Source organism: Pseudomonas sp. PS02303 (assembly GCF_029959925.1).
Classification (GTDB): domain Bacteria; phylum Pseudomonadota; class Gammaproteobacteria; order Pseudomonadales; family Pseudomonadaceae; genus Aquipseudomonas; species Aquipseudomonas mandelii.
In genome coordinates this window covers 1-4,022 of record NZ_JASCOM010000380.1, presented here as the reverse complement: position 1 = coordinate 4,022, position 4,022 = coordinate 1, and the positions used below count along the sequence as shown (strand labels likewise).

At 60.5% G+C, this 4,022-nt stretch carries 3 protein-coding genes; 1 reads left to right on the top strand and 2 read right to left on the bottom strand.

All coding sequences use genetic code 11. From position 1 onward, the window contains the following. Nucleotides 1–2: 2 nt before the first annotated feature. Both QMX98_RS32905 and QMX98_RS32900 read right to left on the bottom strand, forming a co-directional pair. A complete protein-coding gene (locus QMX98_RS32905) occupies nt 3–758 on the bottom strand; it encodes a TPM domain-containing protein (protein ID WP_282411996.1) in 756 nt (251 codons plus the stop codon). Between the two features lie 34 nt (nt 759–792). Continuing rightward, nucleotides 793–1,401, bottom strand: a complete 609-nt coding sequence (locus QMX98_RS32900) for a LemA family protein (protein WP_010462493.1) — start codon at nt 1,399–1,401, stop codon at nt 793–795. 236 nt (nt 1,402–1,637) lie between these two features. On the opposite strand from QMX98_RS32900, the gene bglX reads away from it, so the two are divergent. Then, nucleotides 1,638–3,929, top strand: a complete 2,292-nt coding sequence (bglX, locus tag QMX98_RS32895; protein ID WP_077749543.1) for a beta-glucosidase BglX — start codon at nt 1,638–1,640, stop codon at nt 3,927–3,929. The last annotated feature ends 93 nt before the right edge of the window (nt 3,930–4,022 follow it).

Sequence of the window (4,022 nt, the reverse complement as noted above, 5' to 3'; positions counted from 1 at the left end):
TATTATGCACACCAGCCGCCCGACGAACCGCCGCCCCCGAAACTGCCGCCCCCCCCGCTGAAGCCCCCGCCACCGCCGCCGAAACCTCCACCGCCGAAACCGCCCCCTGAACTGCCTCGGCCACCGCCGCCGCTGGGCAGGATACCGAGCATCTGGCAGACGAAAATCGTCAGGATGAACAGCAACACCAGGAACACGAACACGCCCGGATGGCGGGATACGAAATCGTCACCCTCATCCCCTCTCGGCTCATAGACCGTCGACGGTTCATCCAGCGGATTGCCGCCCAGCACCACCAGCATCGCGGCGACCCCGTCGCTGATGCCCTTGCTGAAGTTGCCGGTCTTGAACGCTGGCGTGATCACCTGGTTGATGATCACCGAGCTCTGCGCATCGGTCAGGCGATCTTCCAGGCCGTAACCGACTTCGATGCGCAATTTACGATCATCGCGCGCAACGATCAGCAACGCGCCGGTGTTTTTATCCTTCTGGCCGATGCCCCAGTAGCGCCCCAGCTGATAGCCGAAATCGGCAATGTCGGTGCCCTGCAAGTTCGGCAACGTCACCACGACCAACTGCTCGCCCGTGGCTTTTTCATGGGCCTGGAGCTGCTGCGTCAGTTGCTCACGAACCGACGGCTCGATCATCTGGGCGTTATCCACCACCCGTCCGGTCAGCTGCGGAAACTTCAACTCGGCCTGGGCTGTCAGGGCAAACACCCACAGCACCAGCACCAGGCCCACTTTCAACACGCGCATTGGCAACCTCATCCGTGGTGATGCGTCAAGCCGATCAGAACTTCACTTCTGGCGCTTTTTCGGCATCGGGGCTGGTGGCCTCGAAGGTTTCGCGGATCGGCAAATCGCTGTACATCACCGTGTGCCACAGGCGACCCGGGAAGGTGCGGATTTCAGTGTTGTACTTCTGCACCGCGAGGATAAAGTCGCGACGCGCCACGGCGATGCGATTCTCGGTGCCCTCGAGCTGCGATTGCAACGCAAGGAAATTCTGGTTGGCCTTGAGGTCCGGGTAACGTTCCGACACCACCATCAAACGGCTCAAGGCGCCGGTCAGCTGATCCTGCGCCTGCTGGAACTGCTTGAGTTTTTCCGGATTGTCCAGGGTGCTGGCATCCACCTGGATCGAGGTCGCCTTGGCTCGGGCTTCGATCACCGCGGTCAGGGTTTCTTCCTCATGTTTGGCGTAGCCCTTGACGGTTTCCACCAGGTTGGGGATCAGGTCGGCGCGGCGCTGGTACTGGTTCTGCACCTGGCCCCAGGCAGCCTTGGCCTGTTCGTCGAGGGTAGGAATGTTGTTGATGCCGCAGCCCGCCAGCAGCGTGGTGAGCAACATCAAGGCTGCAACCTGCAGGCTCGACCGAGTGTGGTGTCGTACATTCATCTGGTTGACGCTCCCTTGCACCTTCCGTTGAAAAACAACCAGCGACCTTCTGAGCGGTCTCTTGGGGCATAATCTGCCCCCGCCACTGGATTGCATCGAGCCAATGGGCTAAAAGATGCCCCAGCGCCAAACGCTGCAGAAGTGTGCTGCATTTACCTGAACAACAATAGTCGCTCCCTAAATTTTGGCTGATCGGCGCGTATTCACTGCCGTTTAGGCCTTTGAGAAAACTATTCATGAAGAAGCTGTGTTTGCTGGGCCTGTTCGTCAGCCTGGCCAGTCATACCGTATTGGCCGCCACGACGCCCGCACCTTTGGAGAACAAGGACGCTTTCATCACTGACCTGATGAAACAAATGACCCTCGATGAAAAGATCGGCCAGTTGCGCCTGATCAGCATCGGCCCTGAGATGCCTCGGGAGATGATCCGCAAGGAAATCGCCGCCGGCAACATCGGCGGCACCTTCAATTCGATCACGCGCGCGGAAAACCGTCCGATGCAGGACGCGGCCATGCGCAGCCGGTTGAAGATCCCGATGTTCTTCGCCTATGACGTGATCCACGGTCACCGCACGATTTTCCCGATCCCGATTGCCCTGGCCTCGAGCTGGGACATGGACGCCATCGGCCTGTCCGGGCGCATCGCCGCCAAGGAAGCAGCGGCAGACAGCCTCGACATCACGTTCGCGCCGATGGTCGACATTTCCCGCGACCCACGTTGGGGCCGCACCTCCGAAGGCTTCGGCGAAGACACGTACCTGGTGTCGCGCATTGCCGGCGTGATGGTCCGGGCCTTCCAGGGCACCGGCGCGAACGCGGCCGATAGCATCATGGCCAGCGTCAAGCACTTTGCCCTGTACGGTGCGGTCGAGGGCGGTCGCGACTACAACGTCGTCGACATGAGCCCGGTCAAAATGTACCAGGACTACCTGCCACCGTACCGCGCCGCCATCGACGCGGGCGCGGGTGGCGTAATGGTTGCGCTGAACTCGATCAACGGCGTGCCGGCCACCGCCAACACCTGGCTGATGAACGACCTGCTGCGCAAGGATTGGGGCTTCAAGGGCCTGGCGGTCAGTGACCACGGGGCGATTTTCGAGTTGATCAAGCATGGCGTCGCTCGTGACGGTCGCGAAGCCGCGAAGCTGGCGATCAAGGCCGGCATCGACATGAGCATGAATGACACCCTGTACGGCAAAGAGCTGCCGGGGCTGTTGAAGGCCGGCGAGATCGAACAGAAAGACATCGATAACGCTGTCCGAGAAGTGCTCGCCGCCAAGTACGACATGGGCCTGTTCAAGGACCCGTACCTGCGCATCGGCAAGGCTGAAGACGATCCGGCCGACACCTACGCCGAAAGCCGTCTGCACCGCGCCGAGGCCCGTGACGTCGCGCGCCGCAGCCTGGTGTTGCTGAAGAACCAGGGCGAGACCCTGCCGCTGAAGAAAACCGCGAAGATCGTGCTGGTCGGTCCGCTGGCCAAGGCGCCAATCGACATGATGGGCAGCTGGGCCGCCGCTGGCCGTCCGGCTCAATCGGTCACCTTGTTCGACGGCATGAACGCCGCTGTTTCAGACAAATCGAAGCTGATCTACGCCCGTGGCGCCAATATCACCAGCGACAAGAAAGTGCTGGATTACCTGAACTTCCTCAACTTCGATGCGCCGGAAGTGGTGGATGATCCGCGTTCCGCCCAAGTGCTGATCGACGAAGCGGTGAAGGCCGCCAAAGATGCTGATGTCGTGGTTGCCGCTGTCGGCGAGTCCCGTGGCATGTCCCACGAATCGTCGAGCCGCACCGACCTGAACATCCCGGCCAACCAGCGCGACCTGATCAAGGCGCTGAAAGCCACCGGCAAACCGCTGGTGCTGGTGTTGATGAACGGCCGCCCGCTGTCGATTCTCGAAGAGAAGGAACAGGCTGACGCGATTCTGGAAACCTGGTTCAGCGGCACCGAAGGCGGCAACGCCATCGCGGACGTGCTGTTCGGCGACTACAACCCATCGGGCAAACTGCCGATCACCTTCCCGCGTTCGGTGGGCCAGATTCCGACCTACTACAACCACCTGAGCATTGGCCGGCCGTTCACGCCGGGCAAACCGGGCAACTACACCTCGCAGTATTTCGATGACACCACCGGCCCGCTGTTTCCGTTCGGTTTCGGCCTGAGCTACACCGATTTCAGCCTGAGCGACATGGCCTTGTCGTCGACCACGCTGAACAAGACCGGCAAGCTCGACGCCAGCGTCATGGTGAAAAATACCGGCAAGCGCGACGGCGAAACCGTGGTGCAGCTGTACATCCAGGACGTGACCGGCTCGATGATCCGCCCCGTCAAGGAACTGAAGAACTTCCAGAAAATCACGCTGAAGGCCGGCGAACAGAAAGTCGTGCACTTCACCATCACCGAAGACGACCTGAAGTTCTTCAATGCCCAGCTCAAATACGCAGCGGAGCCAGGCAAGTTCAACGTGCAGATCGGCCTGGATTCCCAGGACGTGACGCAGCAGAGCTTTGAATTGCTGTAACCCTGACACACTGCAATAAACCTGTGGGAGCGAGCCTGCTCGCGATGAGGGCATAACATTCAACATCTTTGTTGGCTGTTACACCGCCATCGC

Coding starts and splice junctions, on each gene's coding strand:
- QMX98_RS32905 (WP_282411996.1), bottom strand. CDS start 758: ATGCGCGTGTTGAAAGTGGGCCTGGTGCTGGTGCTGTGGGTGTTTGCC.
- QMX98_RS32900 (WP_010462493.1), bottom strand. CDS start 1,401: ATGAATGTACGACACCACACTCGGTCGAGCCTGCAGGTTGCAGCCTTG.
- bglX (WP_077749543.1), top strand. CDS start 1,638: ATGAAGAAGCTGTGTTTGCTGGGCCTGTTCGTCAGCCTGGCCAGTCAT.